Genomic DNA, 15,331 nt, shown 5'->3' with positions numbered 1-15,331 from the left:
CCCCGGAGTCCGCCTTGACCACCCCTACCGCCCCGCTGCTGACCACCCCTCTCAACGCCCTGCACACCGAGCTGGGCGCCCGCATGGTGCCGTTTGCGGGTTACTCCATGCCCGTGCAGTACCCTGCCGGCCTGATGGCCGAGCACCTGCACACGCGCAACGCGGCGGGTTTGTTCGACGTCTCGCACATGGGCCAGCTCAAGCTTGTCGGCCCCGGCGCCGCTGCCGCGTTCGAAACCCTGATGCCCGTCGACGTGATCGACCTGCCCGTGGGCAAGCAGCGCTACGGCCTGCTGCTCACCGACGAAGGCACGGTCATCGACGACCTGATGTTCTTCAACCAGGGCAATGACACCCTGTTCGTCATCGTCAACGGCGCCTGCAAGGTAGGCGACATCGCGCACATCCAGGCACGCATCGGCCAGCGCTGCGACGTCATCCCCATGCCCGACCACGCCCTGCTTGCGCTGCAAGGCCCGCAGGCAGTCACCGCCCTGGCGCGCCTGGCACCCGGCGTCGAAAAGCTGGTATTCATGACGGGTGGCGACTTTTCCATTGCGGGCTGCGACTGCTTCGTGACCCGCAGCGGCTACACCGGGGAGGACGGCTTCGAGATCTCGGTGCCCGCGTCCCAGGCCGAAACCCTGGCGCGCGCGCTGCTGGCCGAGCCCGAGGTCAAGCCCATCGGGCTGGGCGCCCGCAACTCGCTGCGCCTGGAAGCCGGCCTGTGCCTGTACGGCAACGACATCGACACCACGACCACCCCGCCCGAGGCGGCGCTGAACTGGGCCATCCAGAAGGTGCGCCGCACCGGCGGCGCGCGCGCGGGCGGCTTCCCCGGTGCCGACAAGGTGCTGTCGCAGATCGACAACCCCGCCAGCCTGCAACGCAAGCGCGTGGGCCTGGTCGCGCTGGAACGCGTGCCCGTGCGCGAGCACACCGAACTGCAAGGCCCCGACGGGCAGAAGATCGGCGAAGTGACCAGCGGCCTGCTGGGTCCCACCGTGGACAAGCCGGTGGCCATGGGCTACGTGGCGCCAACCTTTGCCGCCGTCGGCACGCGCGTCAACGCCATCGTGCGCGGCAAGGCCGTGCCCATGGAGGTGGTGTCCATGCCGTTCACGCCTGCGCGCTACCACCGCGGCTGACCCTCTGCAACCGCCCCAGCCCGGCTAAAGTGGCGGCTGGCATCGGCACTTTTTCTGTTTACCCCTTTTTTTGGAGCTTCCCCCATGACCATCAAGTATTCCAAGGACCACGAGTGGATCGACATCTCCGACCACGAAGCCGCCACCGTGGGCATCACGCTGCATGCCCAGGACGCCCTGGGCGACGTGGTCTTCGTGGACCTCCCCGAGGTCGGCACGACCTTCACCCAGGGTGACGTGGCCGGCGTGGTCGAGTCCGTGAAGGCCGCGGCCGACGTGTACATGCCTGTCACCGGCGAAGTCGTCGAAGTGAACGAAGCACTGCGCGCCGACCCCTCGCTGGCCAACAGCGATCCCATGGGTGCCGGCTGGTTCTTCAAGGTCCATGTGACGGACATGCTGCAGTTCGATGCGCTCATGGACGAACCCGCCTACGCCGAGTTCGCCAAGAACGCCTGACCCTCCGATGCCCCGCGGCCCGGCACCTCCCCGCCGGGCCAATGTGTTTCCTTGCACTGTGCCGCCGCCGATGACCTCCCAAGCCCCCCTGCCCACCCTCGCCGCACTCGAGAACACCACCGAGTTCCTGCCCCGCCATATCGGCATCGACGCAGCCGACGAAGCCCACATGCTGTCCGTGATCGGCGAAGCCTCGCGCAGCGCGCTCATCGAGAGCATCGTGCCGCGCTCCATCGCGCGCAGCCGCGCGATGTCGCTGCCCCGGCCCGCCACGGAAGCCGCTGCGCTGGCCGAACTCAAGGCAATGGCGTCCAAGAACAAGGTTCTGCGGAGCTTCATCGGCCAGGGCTACTACGACACGCACACGCCGGGCGTCATCCTGCGCAACATTCTCGAAAACCCCGCCTGGTACACCGCCTACACGCCCTACCAGGCCGAGATCTCGCAGGGCCGCATGGAGGCGCTGGTCAACTTCCAGACCATGGTGTGCGACCTGACCGGCATGCCGATCGCCAACGCGTCCATGCTGGATGAAGCCACGGCCGCCGCCGAGGCCATGACCCTGGCCAGGCGCTCGGTCAAGAGCAAGAGCAATGTGTTCGTGGTGGCCGGCGACGCGCACCCGCAGACCATCGAAGTCATCCAGACCCGCGCCAGGCCCCTGGGCCTGGAAGTGCGCCTGGCCAACTCCGCCGAGGAATGGAACGACCTGCTGGCCGGCGACTACTTCGCCGTGCTGGCCCAGTACCCCGCCACCAGCGGCCGCATCGACGACCTGCGCGCCGATGTGGACAAGGCGCATGCCAAGCAAGCCGCCTTCATCGTGGCCGCCGACCTGCTGGCCCTGACGCTCATCACGCCCCCGGGGGAATACGGCGCCGACATCGTGGTCGGCACCACCCAGCGCTTTGGCATGCCCATGGGCGCGGGCGGCCCGCACGCCGCCTACATGGCCTGCCGCGACGAGTTCAAGCGCAGCCTGCCCGGCCGCCTGGTGGGCGTGAGCGTGGACGTGCACGGCCAGCCCGCCTACCGCCTGGCGCTGCAGACGCGCGAGCAGCACATCCGCCGCGAAAAGGCCACGTCCAATATCTGCACTGCGCAGGTGCTGCCTGCCGTGATCGCCAGCATGTACGCCGTGTACCACGGCCCGGACGGCCTGAAACGCATCGCGCAGCGCGTGGCCAGCTACACGGCCATCCTGGCCAGGGGACTCACGCAGCTAGGCGCCCCCGTGCGCCCCCAGGGCTGCTTCGACACGCTCACGCTCAAAACCGACGGCGCTACCAAATCAATAGCTGCTCGCGCAGTGCAGATGGGCGCCAACCTGCGAATTTACTTCGAGAACTACCTCTGCATCTCGCTCGACGAGACAACCACGCGCGCCGATGTCGAACTGCTGTGGAAGATCTTCGCCCAGGACGGCCAGGCCCTGCCCACCTTCGAGGCGTTCGAGCACGGCGTGGAGCCGCTGATTCCCGCCGGGCTGCGCCGCGCCAGCAGCTACCTCACGCACCCGGTGTTCAACACCCACCACTCCGAAACCGGCATGCTGCGCTACATCCGCCAGCTGTCCGACAAGGACCTCGCGCTCGACCGCAGCATGATCCCGCTGGGCAGCTGCACCATGAAGCTCAACGCCACGAGCGAGATGATCCCCATCACCTGGCCCGAATTCGCCGGCGTGCACCCGTTTGCCCCCGCCGACCAGCTCCAGGGCTACCGCGAACTGGATGAACAGCTGCGTGCCTGGCTGTGCGAAGCGACCGGCTACGCGGGCATCAGCCTGCAGCCCAACGCCGGCTCGCAGGGCGAATATGCCGGCCTGCTGGCCATCAAGGCCTACCACGAGGCCCAGGGCGAGGGCCACCGCAACATCTGCCTGATCCCCAGCAGCGCGCACGGCACCAACCCCGCCAGTGCCCAGATGGTGGGCATGCAGGTGGTGGTGACGGCCTGCGACGCCAATGGCAACGTGGACCTGGCGGACCTGAAGGCCAAGTGCGAGCTGCACAGCGCGCACTTGGCCTGCGTGATGATCACCTACCCCAGCACGCACGGCGTGTTCGAGACCCAGGTGAAGGAGCTGTGTGCCCTGGTGCACAGCCACGGCGGGCGCGTCTACGTGGACGGCGCCAACATGAACGCCCTGGTGGGCGTGGCCGCCCCCGGCGAGTTCGGCGGCGACGTGAGCCACCTGAACCTGCACAAGACCTTCTGCATTCCCCATGGCGGCGGCGGCCCCGGCGTGGGCCCCGTGTGCGTAGTGGAAGACCTCGTGCCCTACCTGCCCGGCCAGCCCGGCCGTGGCGACCAGCCCCTGGAGCCGAGCGCCGGCAAGGTCGGCCCCGTCAGCGCCGCCCCGCTGGGCAACGCCGCGGTGCTGCCCATCAGCTGGATGTACTGCCGCATGATGGGTGCCGAGGGCCTGCAGGCCGCGACCGAGACAGCCATCCTCAGCGCCAACTACATCAGCGCGCGCCTGAAGGACCACTACCCCACGCTCTACGCCTCGGCCAACGGCCATGTGGCGCACGAGTGCATCCTGGACCTGCGCGGCCTCAAGGACACCAGCGGCGTGATGGCCGAGGACGTGGCCAAGCGCCTGATCGACTACGGCTTCCATGCGCCCACGCTGTCCTTCCCCGTGCCCAACACGCTGATGGTGGAGCCCACCGAAAGCGAAACGCTGTTCGAGATCGACCGCTTCATCGACGCGATGATCGCCATCCGCGAGGAAATCCGGCAAATCGAAAATGGCGCGCTGCCGCAGGACGACAACCCGCTCAAGAACGCGCCGCACACGGCGCAAAGCCTGCTGGGCGCGCAGTGGACCCGCCCCTACGCCCGCGAGACCGCCGCCTATCCCGTGGCCGCCCTGCGCAGCAGCAAGTACTGGTCGCCCGTGGGGCGCGTGGACAACGTGTGGGGCGACCGCAACCTGGCGTGCAGCTGCATCCCGGTGTCCGACTACGCCTGATCCCAGCGGGCAGGCGCCCGGCGCCGTTCCTCCCCGCCCACCACAAGCCTTCGTGCGGCCTGCCCGCACGAAGGCTTTTTTATTGCCCGGCCCCCACCGGCGGCCCACGGGCAGCCGCCGGAACGCGACTAAGATCGCGGGCTGTCCGATACCCCCACCTCCAAGGAGACCCCTTTGCGAAACCTTTTTTGCGCACTGCTTGCCGGCTTTGTGATCGCCCCCGCCGCCATGGCGCAGGCCAAGCCCGTCACCACGGCCAGCGGCCTGGTCTATGAGTCCCTCAAGGAAGGCACGGGCGAATCGCCCAAGGCCACCGACACGGTGAAGGTGCACTACAAGGGCACGTTCCTGGACGGCAAGGAATTCGACAGCTCCTACAAGCGCGGCGAGCCCACCGAGTTCCCGCTCAACCGCGTGATCCCCTGCTGGACCGAAGGCGTGCAGCGCATGAAACCCGGCGGCAAGGCCAAGCTGACCTGCCCGGCAGCGATTGCCTATGGCGAGCGCGGCGCTGGCGGGGTGATTCCGCCCAACAGCACGCTCAACTTCGAGATCGAGCTGATCTCGGTGCGCAAGTAAGAAGACCCATGCTGCTGAAGGTGGGTGACCTCGCGCGGCGCACCGGCCTCACGGTGCGCACGCTGCACCACTACGACGAAATCGGGCTCCTCAAGCCCTCGGGCCGGTCGGACGCCGGCTACCGGCTGTACAGCCAGGCCGACGTGCAGCGGCTGCATGGCATCCAGACCATGCGGCAGATGGGCCTGCCGCTCAGCGACATCGGCGACCTGCTGGTGGGCGACACCATGGCGCCCGAGCGCATCATCGGCCAGCAGATCCGCGCGCTCGACCAACAGATATCGCAAGCCACCGAACTGCGCGGCCGCCTGACCATGCTGCGCGATGGCCTGATGGCAGGGGCCGAGCCCGACATGGGCAACTGGCTCGAAGCGCTGGCGCTCATGACGACCTATGGCAAGTACTTCAGCTCGGCCGAGCTCAAGCAGATCTTCACCAACTGGAGCCTGATCGAAGCCGACTGGCTGGTCGTGAAGGACCTGGTGCAGAGCGCCATGGACCGCCAGCTGCCGCCCGACGCCCCGGAGGTGCAGGCGCTGGCGTACCGCTGGATGGCGCTGATGCTGCACTGGATGGGCGGCGACATGGACCTGCTGGAGCGCTGGGGCCACATGTTCCGCACCGAGCCCACCACCCACGGCCGCAACCATGCGCCGCCGGGCGAAATGATCGAGTACGTCGAAGTCGCCATCAAGCTGCGCATGAACCTGCTCGACAAGTACCTGACCCGCGACGACCTGCGCGCGCTGGGCCATGTGCCCCACACCCAGTGGGCGGCGCTGGAGTGCTCGGTGCAGCAACTGCTGGCGCGCGGAGTGGCCCCGCAGCACGCCGACGCTGCGGCGGCGGCACGGCGCTGGGATGCGCTGTTCGGCCAGCTGACACGCAACGACGCGGCGCTGCGCCAGAAGCTGCTCACCGCGTCGATGCAGGAGCCCTTGCTGCAGGCGGGCTCGCCACTGAGCGCGCCCGTGCGTGCGTACCTGCACGCTGCCCTCGCCCACGTGCATGCCGCCGCTGCGGGGCCAGCCGCGCCACCCATCCGTAAAAAAACAGTAAAAATCGCTTGACCCTCACGCAACGTGAGGCTTGACAGTCGGTCTTCTGACAGACCGACCCATGACTGCCGACCCTTCCTCTCCCGTTCTCCCCGCATCCCCTGCCGCCGCAGGGCGCCTGCACGCGCTGGACCACCTGCGCGCCACCATGATGTGGCTGGGCATCGTGCTGCACGCATCCATCGCGTACATGGCAGCCCCCTCGCCCCTGCCCTGGCACGACGACCTGTCCACGCCCGTGGCCGACCTGCTGGTGGCGGTGATCCACGCGTTTCGCATGCCGCTGTTCTTCATCCTGGCGGGGTTCTTCGTGGCACTGCTGGTGCAGCAGCGTGGGCTGGCCGGCATGGCCCGCCACCGCGTGCGCCGCCTGGGCCTGCCGTTCGCGGTGTTCTGGCCGCCGCTGTTCATCGCCACCACCCTGCTCGGGCTGATGTTCCTGCACCGCATGGCGCACGGCACCTGGGGTATGGACCGCAGCCTGCTGCCCCGGGGCCCCAACGTGCCGCAAGGCCCGCCCACCATGCACCTGTGGTTCCTGTGGATGCTGCTGTGGCTGACCTTGCTCACCCCACCGGTGTGGGCCATGGCCCGGGCGCTGCCACAGTCCGCGCAGCGCGCCCTGCAGGCCATCGCGGCATGGCTGTGCGCATCGCCGGTGGGTGGGGTGGTGCTCACGCTGCCGCTGGCCTGGATCGGCGCGCACTACGACCACGGCATCGTCACACCCAGCGGGTCCTTTCTGCCGCCGCTTGCGGAATGGGTGCACAACGGCCTGTTCTATGCATTCGGCCTGTGCCTGTACGCCCAGCGGCGACGGCTGATGGCGCGCTACGAACGGCTGTGGCCGGTGTTCGCCGCCGCGGGTCTTGCGTGCTTCGTGGTGACCGGGTTTCTGTCGGAGATATTGGCCCAGCCCGAAGCATCGGCCTTTGCGCTGGTGCTGCTGACCGGTGGCTTCACCGACGTGCTGGCCGCGCCCGTGTCGGCCACCCGGCACCTCCAGTTCTGGATGGCGCTGGCCTACAACGCCGCGTCCTGGCTGTGGAGCTTTGCGCTCATCGGCCTGTTTCTGCGGCATATGGCGCGGCCCAGGGCCTGGCTGGCCTACCTGGCAGACAGCGCGTACTGGGTGTACCTGGTGCACCTGCCGCTGACGGTGGGCTTTGGCGCGCTGCTGTACGGCGTGCCGATCCCCGCGACGGCCAAGATCTTTCTCAACGTGCTGGCGACCACGGCCCTGTGCCTGGCCAGCTATCACTTGTGTGTCCGCTTTACCGCGGTGGGCCAGTTGCTCAACGGCCACCGCCATTCCCGCCCCTACCCTGGAGAACCTGCCCATGCCCACTGACACCCCCACCCGCGACAATCCGCCGCCGCGCACCGAGCATGCCCAGCCCGCCCCGGCAAACGGGGACCCGCGCGCCGTGCTGCTCAAGGACCGCAACTTCCGCTGGCTGACCGGCGGCGCATTCCTCTCGATGCTGGGCGACCAGTTCACGCTCATCGCCCTGCCCTGGCTGGTGCTGCAGATGACCGGCGACACGCTGGTGCTGGGCACCGTGCTGGCGCTCATCAGCGTGCCGCGCGCGCTGTTCATCCTGATCGGCGGCGCGCTGGTGGACCGCCACTCGCCCAAGCAGGTGCTGATGATCACCAAGTACATCAATCTGGTGCTGCTGGCCGTGCTGGCCGCCCTGGTGCTGGCCGGCAGCCTGACGCTGTGGATGGTGTACGCGCTGTCGCTGGGCATTGGCCTGGCCACGGCGTTCAGCATCCCGGCGGGGGTCGCGATGATGCCGCACGTGGTGGCCCGCCACCAGCTGCAGGCCGCCAATGGCGTGAACCTGGGCCTGCGCCAGCTCACCATGTTCCTGGGCCCGCTGCTCGCGGGCCTGCTCATCGCGCTGTTTGGCGACGCCGCCACGGCCGGCGCCGGCGGCCATGGCGGCACCCGCGCCAACGCCACCGGCATTGGCCTGGCCTTCGCGCTGGACGCACTGAGCTTTGCGCTGTCGGCCTGGACGCTCTCCAAGGTGCGCACCCACGGCGGCACGCCGCAGCCCGCGGCGGCCCCGCAGGCCGTGCTGTCATCGGTGGCGCAAGGACTGGTTCATTTCTGGCGCGACGGCGAGCTGCGCACCTGCTTTCTCTACTGGAGCGCCATTGCCCTGTTCATCATGGGCCCCATCCACATCGCCATCCCGGTGCTGGCCAGCAGCACGCCGCAGCTGGGCGCGGCGGCCTTCGGCATCATGGTGGGCGCCCATGGCGCGGGAACATTGCTGGGCATGGTGGTGTCCGGCATGGTGCCCCGGCTGCGCATCGGCAGCCTGGGCATGACCATCCTCGCGTTCGATGCGGTCATCGGCGCCCTGTTCATGCCCATGGGCCTGATCACGGCCGTGTGGCAGGGCTCTGTGCTGATGCTCGCCATCGGCCTGCTGGGCGGCTTCATGCAGGTGAGCGTGTTCACCTGGATCCAGCAGCGCGTGCCTCCCGCGCTGCTGGGCCGCGCGATGAGCCTGTTCATGTTCATCTTCATGGGCCTGGCACCCATCTCCGCCGCCGTCACGGGCTGGGTGATGAAGAGCATCACGCTGGCCCAGCTGTTCGCGGCCAGCGGCGGCACGCTGGTCGTGCTGGCGGCGCTGGCCTTCGTGCTGACGCCCATGCGCCGGGTGAGCGATGCACCTGCGGCGGTGCGCTGAAATGCCAGAACCCGGCCGCACCCAAGGAAGGGGGCGGCCGGGAGGGTCGGTGCACGAGGCCTGGGACAACCTGCCTAGCGCAGGCGCACGCGGGAAACCCCGCCGGGCTCAGACCTCGGTCACGAACTGCTCGCGGGGGCGGCGCACCTTCTTCAGGCTCACCAGCCAGTCGCCCTCCTCGGCACGATAGCCCAGCGGGAGAATCGAGACGCTGCGCAGGCCGCGTGCACGCAGGCCCAGGATCTCATCGAGCGCGCTGGGGTCGAACCCCTCCATCGGCGTGGAGTCCACCTCCTCGAACGCGGCGGCAATCAGGGCCGCGCTCATGCCGATGTAGGCCTGGCGCGCCGCGTGCTGGAAGTTCACCTCCGCATCGCGCTGGGGGTAGCTGGAGAGCAGCATCTGGCGGTAGTTTTCCCAGCCCTCGTTCTTGAAGCCGCGCTGGTCATTGGTCAGGTCGAACATCATGTTGATGCGCTCGGCCGTGTAGTTGTCCCATGCCGCGAACACCAGCAGGTGGGAGCCGTCGGTGATCTGCGCCTGGTTCCATGCGATGGGCTGGATGCGCGCGCGCACGGCGGGGTCGGTCACCACGATGATCTCGAAGGGCTGCAGTCCGCTGGAGGTGGGGGCGAGGCGCGCGGCTTCGAGAATGCGCTCGACCTTGTCCTGCGGCACCGCCTTGGCGGGGTTCATCTTCTTGGCGGCATAGCGCCATTGCAGTTTGTTCAGCAGGGGCTGGGCGGCCGCAGTGGTATCAAGGGTGGTCATGGTCGAATCCTGTGGTGAAAGGGTATTTGCAGGGCATGGGTGACAAGGGCCCGGTGTAATGAACTGTAGGCAAACACCCCCGGTTCGGTAAGCCATCCCCGGGAAAAGCATTGTTCCCATTTGGCCAACAATCGGCCCTTGAAATGCGGGTTACCGGTCCGTGCCCGCTCGCGTGCGCCGCTTCGCGGGGGGTGCCCTGCGGCGGCTCCCTTGTGCGTCCAGGGGTTACGCCGTGGGCCCCCCAGGGGCCAGGCCTCACGGGCGTACACTTGCGCGCATGCGCCCCGGGCGGCCCCGGCTGGGCGCCCCACCACGCCCGCGCCTGCCTCTCCTTCACGTTGACGCCACGCCCCCTTCATGAGCGAACCCGACCTGTCCTTTCTGGATCCTGCCCGCCGGATGCCAGCCCATGCGGCGGACACCGCGGGCCCACCCGTCGTGCGGACGGCGCCGCCTGCCGCGCGGGAGGGCTCGCCGGCCGACAGCCTGGTGGCGGAGCTGCGGGCCTACCAGGCCGAACTCGAGAGCCAGAACAAGGTCCTGCGCTACAGCCAGACGGTGGCCGAAAGTGCCTACGAGCGCTTCGAGACGCTGTTCGCCAGCGTGCCGCTGGCCCTCATGGTGGTGGACGAGCACGATCTGGTGGTGCAGGCGAACTCCATGGCGCACCGATCATTCCAGCCCACCGAGCGCGACCGCCCTCTCTCGGCGCTGATGCCCTTCGTGCGCGCGCAGGACGCCAGGCGCGTGCGCGAGGCCTTCGCGCTGGCGCGGGACCTGGGCCGCAGCGAGGCCAAGGAGGTCGTGTTTTCCATCAATGCGGACACGCGCATCACCGGCGACCTGCACATCGCGCACATCGAGGCACCACAAAGCAACGGCCCGCCGCTGCCGCAGTTCCTGTGCGCGGTGATCGACCAGGGCCCGCTGCTCGCGGAACGCCAGGCGCTGCAGCACAGCGCGGCCACATTGCAGCAGCGCAACGAGCAGCTGCACGCGAGCGAAAGGCGGCTCGAAGCCGTCATCAACTCGGCGCTGGACGCCATCATCTGCGTGGACCAGCACCGGCGCATCACGGTCTTCAACCCCACAGCGGCCGCGCTGTTCCAGTGCAGCGCGAGCGATGCGCTGGGCAGCACCCTCGACCGCTTCCTGCCCGATGCCGCCCAGGCCCTGGCGTTTGCGCAGCTCACCACGCAGGCCATGCTGGGCGAGATGACCGCCCTCACCGCCAGCGGCAAGGAGCTGGCCGTGGAAGTGAGCGTCTCGTTCGAGCGCCACGCCGAAGGCGAAACCACCACCGTCTTCGCCCGCGACCTCACGGGCCGCAAGAAGGCCGAGGCGCACCGCAACGAACTCGAGGCGCAGCTGCGCGAGTCGCAGAAGATGCAGGCCGTGGGCACCATGGCCGGCGGCATCGCGCACGATTTCAACAACATCCTGGGGGCCATTCTGGGCAACGTGGCGCTGGCCCAGGCCGACTGCGCGCCGGGCTCTCCCGTGCTGGTGAGCCTGGGGGAAATCGACAAGGCCGGCCGCCGCGCGCGCGACCTGGTGCGCCAGATCCTCACCTTCAGCCGCAACGAACCGCCACAGCGCTCGGCTGTGTCGCTGGCCGAGGTCGTGCACGACACCGAGCGCCTGCTGCGCGTGACCCTTCCACCCGCCATCGAGCTGCACATGCAGCTGCAGGCGGGCCTGCCGCCTGTTCTGGCGGATGCCACGCAGGTGGAGCAGGCGCTGCTCAACCTGTGCACGAACGCGGTCCACGCCATTGGCACGGAGCGCGGCAGCATCCATGTGGAGGCGGCCACCGTGCAGCCCGACCAGCGCCTGAGCGAACGGCTGGGCCTGGCCCCCGTGGACTACGTGGCCCTGTCGGTGCGCGACAGCGGCCCGGGCATGGATGCGGCGACGCTGGAACGCATCTTCGAGCCGTTCTTCACCACCAAGCCGGTGGGCCAGGGCACCGGCCTGGGCCTGGCGGTGGTGCATGGCGTGATGCGCACCCATGAGGGCGGCGTGGACGTGCACAGCGCGCCGGGCCAGGGCAGCCGGTTCACGCTGTATTTCCCGGTGGCCGCCGCAAGCGCCGCCGCCGAGCCCCCGGTGCCGATGCCGGCAGCGACGGCCCCCGCCCCCGCCGCCGCGCCGGACACACCAGAGCCCCCAGGGTGCGAGCCGCCCCCGAGAAAGCCCCATGTGATGTACGTGGACGATGACGAGGCCCTGGTGTTCCTGGTGCAGCGCCTGCTGCGCCGCCGCGGCTACGAAGTCAGCGGCTTCACCGACCCGCACGAGGCCAAGGCAGCGCTGAACGCGGCGCCCGATTGCTACGACCTGCTCGTGACCGACTACAACATGCCGGGCTTTTGCGGCGTGGACCTGGTGCGGGAGGCCCGCCTCATCCGGCCCGACCTGCCGGTGGCCCTGGCCTCGGGCTACGTCACGGCCGAGATCGAACAGGCCGCGCTGGCCGAGGGAGCGCAGGCGCTGATCCACAAGCCCAACGACGTGGAAGAGCTTTGCGCCACCGTGCAGCGCCTGGTGGGCGGCGACGATGCCGCCCGGTGAAGGCCCCTCCGCGCCCGCGGCCCAGGCGTGCGCGCCTGGAGCCGCCGCCTGCCCCGCCCCACGGGCGCTGTACGAGGACGCGGACCTGCTCGTGCTCTGCAAGCCGTCGGGCCTGCTGTGCGTGCCCGGGCGCGGCCCGGACAAGCAGGATGCCTTGAGCACCCGCGCCCAGCAGCACTGGCCAGGGGCGCTGATCGTTCACCGGCTGGACCAGGCCACCTCGGGCCTCGTGCTGATGGCGCGCCACCTGGAGGCCCAGCGCCGCCTGAGCCGTGCCTTTGCCGAGCGCACGGTGCACAAGCGGTACCAGGCGGTGGTGCGGGGATGCATGGACCAAGGCACTGCCGACCCCGCGGCATGGCAGGAGATCGACCTGCCCATCGCCGCCGACTGGGCCCGGCGCCCGCTGCGGGTGATCGACGCCACGCAGGGCAAGCCCAGCCTGACCCGCTGGCGCGCGCTGAGCTGCGACCTGGCCGCCCGCACGACGCGGGTCGAGCTTGCGCCCGTCACCGGCCGCACCCACCAGCTGCGTGTGCACCTGGCGGCCGTGGGCCACGCCATCCTGGGAGACGCACTGTATGCCGACGCGGCCACCCAGGGCCTCGCGCCGCGCCTGCTGCTGCATGCCAGCCACCTGGCCTTTGCACACCCGGCGACCGGAGCGCACCTTGCCCTCGAATGGGCGGCGGATTTTTGACCCCGCGGCCGGAGCCGCCCGCCGCTACAGCCGCGCCGGCGCCACGGGCCGCGACATCGCCCATTGCACCGCCAGGATGCTGGCCAGCACCACCAGCATGCCGGCCAGCGACACGCCCGTCATGGCCTGGCCCAGCAGCACCCAGCCCAGCAGCACGGCCGTGACGGGGCTGAGCAGCCCGAGCGACGACACCGCCACCGACGGCAGTCGCGCTATGCCGCGAAACCACAGCGCATAGGCCAGCAACGCGCCCGCGATGCTCAGGTAAAGATACCCGCCCACCTGGGAGGCGGTGAGCGCGGGCAGCGGCGGGTCCACCAGCCAGGCCACGGGCGCGAGCATGATGCCGCCGGCCAGCAGTTGCCACCCCGTGAACGCCAGCACCGGCAGGTCGGACCGCCAGCGCCGCGACCAGAAGGTGCCTGCCGCCATGCACACGGTGCCGACCAATGCCGCGCCGACGCCCACCATGTCCCACCGCGCACCGGGCGACAGCAGCAGTGCGGCCATGCCGAGCACGCCGGCCGCGCCTGCGCCCAGGGCCAGGGCGGGCGGGCGGCGGTGATCCAGTGCCCAGGCCAGGCCCATCACCACCAGCGGGCCCACCGCGCCCACCACGGCGGCCACGCCGCCCGGCAGCCGGTAGGCGGCCACGAACAGCAGCGCCTGGAAAACGCCGATGTTGAGCGCCGCCAGCACCATCAGCCGCCGCCAGCCCACCCAGTCGCCCCACGCCGGCCAGCGGCGGCACCACAGCACTAGCAGCAGGCCCGCGGGCAAGGTGCGCAGCAGCGCGGCGGTGAAAGGCCGGTCGGGCGGCAGCAGCTCGGTGGTGACGATGTAGGTGGAGCCCCAGATGACCGGGCCCACGGCCGTGGCGAGCGCATCCAGCCAGGGAGAGGTGCGGGTGCTTTGCATGGCAATTTATCTTCAAATCAAGATAAAAATACTCTACCATACAATCTTGAAATCAAGATAAATCGATCACAAAGCCCATGGCCACCCCACGCCAGCCCGACGCCGTAGACGCCATCCTGGCCCAGTGGAGCCGCGAGCGCCCCGACCTGGATGTGAGCCCCATGGGCCCCATCGGGCGCATCAAGCGCTGCGCCGCGCTGCTGCAGCGCAGGCTCGACGAGACCTTTGCCGGGTTCGGACTGAGCTTCTGGGAGTTCGACGTGCTGGCCACGCTGCGCCGCAGCGGCGCGCCCTACTGCCTGGCGCCGACCACGCTGTTCTCCACCCTCATGGTCACCTCGGGCACCATGACGCACCGCATGGGCAAGCTCGAGGCCCAGGGCTGGATCACGCGCCTGCCCAACCCCGACGATGCGCGCAGCTCGCTGGTGCAGCTCACCGCCGAGGGGCTGGCGCTGATCGACCGCGCTGTCGAGGCCCACGTCGCCAACGAGCACCGCATCCTGGCGCCGCTCAAGGCCGCCGACCTTGCGGCGCTGGACGCGCGGCTGTCGCTGCTGCTCGCGGCGCTGGAGCCTGCCGGAGACAGCTGAGCCGGGCGTCCCGCAGTACGATGGGGGGATGCCTCATACCCACCTCTACCTCCTCACCGGCGCATCGCGCGGCATGGGGCTGGCCATGGCCCAGCAACTCCTGCGCAGCGGCAACACCCTCATCTGCATCGCGCGCAGCGCCAATGCGGACCTGGCCACCGAAGCCAAGGCAGCGGGCGTCACCCTCGAACAATGGCAGCAAGACCTCTCGCAGGGCGAGCAGGCGGCGCACAGGCTGCAAAGCTGGCTCGCGGCGCAGGGCCCGCAGGTGTTCGCGAGCGCCACGCTCATCAACAACGCGGGCGTGATCCCGCGCATCGCCCCCCTCTCGGGCAGCGATGCCGCCGACCTGGCCCATGCCCTGCGCGTGGGCCTGGAGGCGCCCATGCAGCTCACCGCCGCCTTCCTGGGCGCGACGGATGCCTGGACGGTGCCGCGCAAGGTGCTCAACATCTCCTCGGGCCTGGGCCGCCGGGCCATGGCCTCGCAGGCCGCGTACTGCGCCGCCAAGGCGGGCATGGACCATTTCACGCGCTGCGTGGCGCTGGACGAAGCCATCAAGCCCCAGGGCGCCAAGGTATGCTCGCTGGCCCCCGGCGTGATCGACACCGACATGCAGGTGCAGCTGCGCGGCGCCGCCCCCGAGGCGTTCCCGGACCAGCAAAATTTCGCCAACCTCAAGACGGGTGGCCAGCTCACATCGCCTGCCGACGCCGCCACCCGCGTGCTCGCTTGGCTGGAACGCGCAGACTTCGGCACCAACCCGGTGGCCGATGTCCGGGACGCCTAGAGCCCCAAAACTCCTGTTTTTATAGCTGCCAGCGCTTTATGGACAAGCGC

At 69.4% G+C, this 15,331-nt stretch carries 13 protein-coding genes; 11 read left to right on the top strand and 2 right to left on the bottom strand.

Going from position 1 to position 15,331, the window contains the following annotated elements:
- Positions 1-14: 14 nt before the first annotated feature.
- The 7 genes from gcvT (at position 15) to AC1RVY_RS26085 (ending at position 8,935) form a co-directional block, all read left to right on the top strand.
- Positions 15-1,148, top strand: a complete 1,134-nt coding sequence (gcvT, locus tag AC1RVY_RS26115) for a glycine cleavage system aminomethyltransferase GcvT (protein WP_492809042.1) — start codon at positions 15-17, stop codon at positions 1,146-1,148.
- An 84-nt stretch (positions 1,149-1,232) separates the two neighbouring features.
- Positions 1,233-1,607, top strand: coding sequence for a glycine cleavage system protein GcvH (gene gcvH / locus AC1RVY_RS26110; RefSeq protein ID WP_218295223.1), 375 nt, complete (start codon positions 1,233-1,235; stop codon positions 1,605-1,607).
- A gap of 70 nt (positions 1,608-1,677) precedes the next feature.
- Positions 1,678-4,587, top strand: a complete 2,910-nt coding sequence (gcvP, locus tag AC1RVY_RS26105; protein WP_492809040.1) for an aminomethyl-transferring glycine dehydrogenase — start codon at positions 1,678-1,680, stop codon at positions 4,585-4,587.
- Positions 4,588-4,761: 174 nt separating this feature from the next.
- Positions 4,762-5,166 (top strand): FKBP-type peptidyl-prolyl cis-trans isomerase, encoded by a 405-nt coding sequence (locus AC1RVY_RS26100; protein ID WP_218338724.1) that lies wholly within the window; start codon positions 4,762-4,764, stop codon positions 5,164-5,166.
- 8 nt (positions 5,167-5,174) lie between these two features.
- Positions 5,175-6,236, top strand: coding sequence for a MerR family transcriptional regulator (locus tag AC1RVY_RS26095; RefSeq protein WP_492809038.1), 1,062 nt, complete (start codon positions 5,175-5,177; stop codon positions 6,234-6,236).
- Between the two features lie 49 nt (positions 6,237-6,285).
- On the top strand, positions 6,286-7,575 hold the full coding sequence (locus tag AC1RVY_RS26090) for an acyltransferase family protein (protein WP_492809036.1): 1,290 nt from the start codon (positions 6,286-6,288) through the stop codon (positions 7,573-7,575).
- Entirely contained in the window at positions 7,565-8,935 is a 1,371-nt protein-coding gene (locus tag AC1RVY_RS26085) for an MFS transporter (protein ID WP_255590821.1), read from the top strand. Before AC1RVY_RS26090 ends, AC1RVY_RS26085 begins: the two co-directional genes overlap by 11 nt.
- Before the next feature lie 108 nt (positions 8,936-9,043).
- Here AC1RVY_RS26085 and AC1RVY_RS26080 read toward each other — a convergent pair whose 3' ends face one another.
- The gene (locus AC1RVY_RS26080) at positions 9,044-9,706 is read right to left on the bottom strand and encodes an NAD(P)H-dependent oxidoreductase (RefSeq protein ID WP_492809033.1); all 663 of its coding nucleotides are present in this window, start codon (positions 9,704-9,706) and stop codon (positions 9,044-9,046) included.
- A gap of 357 nt (positions 9,707-10,063) precedes the next feature.
- Between AC1RVY_RS26080 and AC1RVY_RS26075 the strand changes: the two genes are divergently transcribed.
- Complete coding sequence (locus AC1RVY_RS26075; RefSeq protein WP_492809031.1) at positions 10,064-12,280, top strand: hybrid sensor histidine kinase/response regulator; 2,217 nt, start codon at positions 10,064-10,066, stop codon at positions 12,278-12,280.
- Positions 12,267-12,980 (top strand): RluA family pseudouridine synthase, encoded by a 714-nt coding sequence (locus tag AC1RVY_RS26070; RefSeq protein ID WP_492255266.1) that lies wholly within the window; start codon positions 12,267-12,269, stop codon positions 12,978-12,980. Before AC1RVY_RS26075 ends, AC1RVY_RS26070 begins: the two co-directional genes overlap by 14 nt.
- Before the next feature lie 24 nt (positions 12,981-13,004).
- On the opposite strand, the gene AC1RVY_RS26065 is transcribed toward AC1RVY_RS26070, so the two are convergent.
- The gene (locus AC1RVY_RS26065) at positions 13,005-13,898 is read right to left on the bottom strand and encodes an EamA family transporter (protein ID WP_492255265.1); all 894 of its coding nucleotides are present in this window, start codon (positions 13,896-13,898) and stop codon (positions 13,005-13,007) included.
- A gap of 77 nt (positions 13,899-13,975) precedes the next feature.
- On the opposite strand from AC1RVY_RS26065, the gene AC1RVY_RS26060 reads away from it, so the two are divergent.
- Both AC1RVY_RS26060 and AC1RVY_RS26055 read left to right on the top strand, forming a co-directional pair.
- Positions 13,976-14,491, top strand: coding sequence for a MarR family winged helix-turn-helix transcriptional regulator (locus AC1RVY_RS26060; protein ID WP_218295240.1), 516 nt, complete (start codon positions 13,976-13,978; stop codon positions 14,489-14,491).
- 28 nt (positions 14,492-14,519) lie between these two features.
- Positions 14,520-15,281 (top strand): SDR family NAD(P)-dependent oxidoreductase, encoded by a 762-nt coding sequence (locus AC1RVY_RS26055; protein ID WP_492809028.1) that lies wholly within the window; start codon positions 14,520-14,522, stop codon positions 15,279-15,281.
- The last annotated feature ends 50 nt before the right edge of the window (positions 15,282-15,331 follow it).

Source organism: Acidovorax sp. GW821-FHT11A03 (genome assembly GCF_058809075.1).
Note: the sequence above shows the minus strand (reverse complement) of the source record. Positions and strands in the feature narration are given on the sequence as shown.